Source organism: Thermostichus sp. MS-CIW-23 (assembly GCF_054059455.1).
The window spans coordinates 1-2,500 of record NZ_JBSSCC010000071.1 but is presented as its reverse complement, the minus strand read 5'-3'; the positions used below and the strand labels follow the sequence as shown (position 1 = coordinate 2,500).

Sequence of the window (2,500 nt, the reverse complement as noted above, 5' to 3'; positions counted from 1 at the left end):
ACGGTACTGGTTCACTATCGGTCACGCAGGAGTATTTAGCCTTACGAGATGGTTCTCGCCGATTCACACGGGATTTCCCCTGCCCCGTGCTACTCGGGATCCGGCCGGCGCCTTTGAGCTTTCGGCTACAGGACTTTCACCTTCTCTGGTGCAGCATTCCAGCTGCTTCCCCTAGCCCGCCGGCTGCCGTTTGGCCGTCCCACAACCCCGCCCAGCCGTAGCTGAGCGGTTTAGGCTCTTTCCCGTTCGCTCGCCGCTACTGAGGAAATCACTTTTGTTTTCTTTTCCTGCGGCTACTAAGATGTTTCAGTTCGCCGCGTTCGCCCCTTTAGCCTATGGATTCAGCCAAAGGTGACAAGGCTTGCGCCTTGCCGGGTTGCCCCATTCGGGAACCTGCGGATCACCGCTTTTGTCCAGCTCCCCGCAGCGTTTCGTCGGTAACACGCCCTTCCTCGCCTCTGCGTGCCTAGGTATCCACCGTGCGCCCTTAACTGACTTGACCTTTTCACCTCACGTAACATTGGTGTTCTACCTGCCTCATGCCCCCAGGTTGCTGCTGCTTCCCCCAAGCCAAGGCTCGGAGGGCTCAACCCAGAAGCATGCTGCTCTCTTGCTATGCAGTTTTCAAAGTGCTGGCCGGCTCAACCCGGCTGGAGGCTTGTGCTCGGACCCAAACCCCTAGCCCGGTCGTCAACCTATCCAACTGGAGAACCCCTTCCCCGCTCCTCACCAAAGTGGTGGAGGTAAGCGGACTCGAACCGCTGACTTCTGCCGTGCAAAGGCAGCGCTCTACCAGCTGAGCTATACCCCCAATCCAGACTGCACCTACCCTCTGGCTTTGCCCTCAGCTTGGCCAGCTCGCTTCTAGCTTGCTAGCTCTCCCTTCTCCAGGACAAACAGTGGGCCATCCTGGACTCGAACCAGGGACCTCACCCTTATCAGGGGTGCGCTCTAACCACCTGAGCTAATAGCCCTTCCCTTGGCTCTCCCCCAGAACCTCAGTCAACCATCCCCTCAACCCCGACCGACCTGGGATAACCTTTGCTGGCCTGAGGGTGGTCTAACTCCCCTCAGATGCCCCAAGGTAGGTCTCCCTAAAAGGAGGTGATCCAGCCGCACCTTCCGGTACGGCTACCTTGTTACGACTTCACCCCAGTCACCAGCCCTGCCTTCGGCGGGTGCTCCGACTTCGGGCATGGCCAGCTCCCATGGTGTGACGGGCGGTGTGTACAAGGCCCGGGAACGTATTCACCGCAGCATGCTGATCTGCGATTACTAGCGATTCCGCCTTCACGCAGGCGAGTTGCAGCCTGCGATCTGAACTGAGACGCGGTTTTTGGGATTGGCTCACGCTCGCGCGCTCGCGACCCTTTGTCCGCGCCATTGTAGCACGTGTGTAGCCCAGAGCGTAAGGGGCATGCTGACTTGACGTCATCCTCACCTTCCTCCGGTTTGTCACCGGCAGTCTCCCTAGAGTGCCCAACTCAATGCTGGCAACTAGGAACAAGGGTTGCGCTCGTTGCGGGACTTAACCCAACATCTCACGACACGAGCTGACGACAGCCATGCACCACCTGTGTCCGCGCTCCCGAAGGCACCCCCACGTTTCCGCAGGGTTCGCGGCATGTCAAGCCCTGGTAAGGTTCTTCGCGTTGCATCGAATTAAACCACATGCTCCACCGCTTGTGCGGGCCCCCGTCAATTCCTTTGAGTTTCACACTTGCGTGCGTACTCCCCAGGCGGGACACTTAACGCGTTAGCTCCGACACTGACCGGGTCGATACGGCCAACGTCTAGTGTCCATCGTTTACGGCTAGGACTACTGGGGTATCTAATCCCATTCGCTCCCCTAGCTTTCGTACCTCAGCGTCAGTTGAGGCCCAGTTGCGCGCTTCCGCCTCAGGTGTTCTTCCCGATCTCTACGCATTTCACCGCTACACCGGGAATTCCCGCAACCCCTACCTCACTCTAGCCGGTCAGTTTCCAGGGCCTTCCCACAGTTGAGCTGTGGCCTTTGACCCCAGACTTGACCAGCCGCCTACGTACCCTTTACGCCCAATAATTCCGGATAACGCTTGCCTCCTCCGTCTTACCGCGGCTGCTGGCACGGAGTTAGCCGAGGCTTATTCCTGGGGTACCGTCAGCTTTCGTCCCCCAGAAAAGAGGTTTACAACCCAAGGGCCTTCCTCCCTCACGCGGTATTGCTCCGTCAGGCTTGCGCCCATTGCGGAAAATTCCCCACTGCTGCCTCCCGTAGGAGTCTGGGCCGTGTCTCAGTCCCAGTGTGGCGGGCCATCCTCTCAGACCCGCTACGGATCGTCGCCTTGGTAGGCCATTACCCCACCAACTAGCTAATCCGACGCAGGCTCATCCTCAGGTGGATTGCTCCTTTCAGCTTCCGCCTGTATGGGGTATTAGCAGCCGTTTCCAGCTGTTATCCCCCGCCTGAGGGTAGATTCCTACGTGTTACTCACCCGTCCGCCACTAACACCCGAAGGTG

Annotated in this window: 2 tRNA genes and 2 rRNA genes (1 of these 4 cut by a window edge); all 4 read right to left on the bottom strand. The window is 58.8% G+C overall.

The features are described 5' to 3' along the window. A 23S ribosomal RNA gene (locus ACVW0B_RS14115) occupies nucleotides 1–502 on the bottom strand; it reaches 2,307 nt to the left of the window's first position. 233 nt (nucleotides 503–735) lie between these two features. Further along, nucleotides 736–811: transfer RNA gene (locus tag ACVW0B_RS14110), tRNA-Ala, on the bottom strand. Between the two features lie 89 nt (nucleotides 812–900). Continuing rightward, nucleotides 901–974, bottom strand: a tRNA-Ile gene (locus ACVW0B_RS14105). Nucleotides 975–1,097: 123 nt separating this feature from the next. Beyond that, nucleotides 1,098–2,500 (bottom strand): 16S ribosomal RNA (locus ACVW0B_RS14100); the annotation flags it as partial.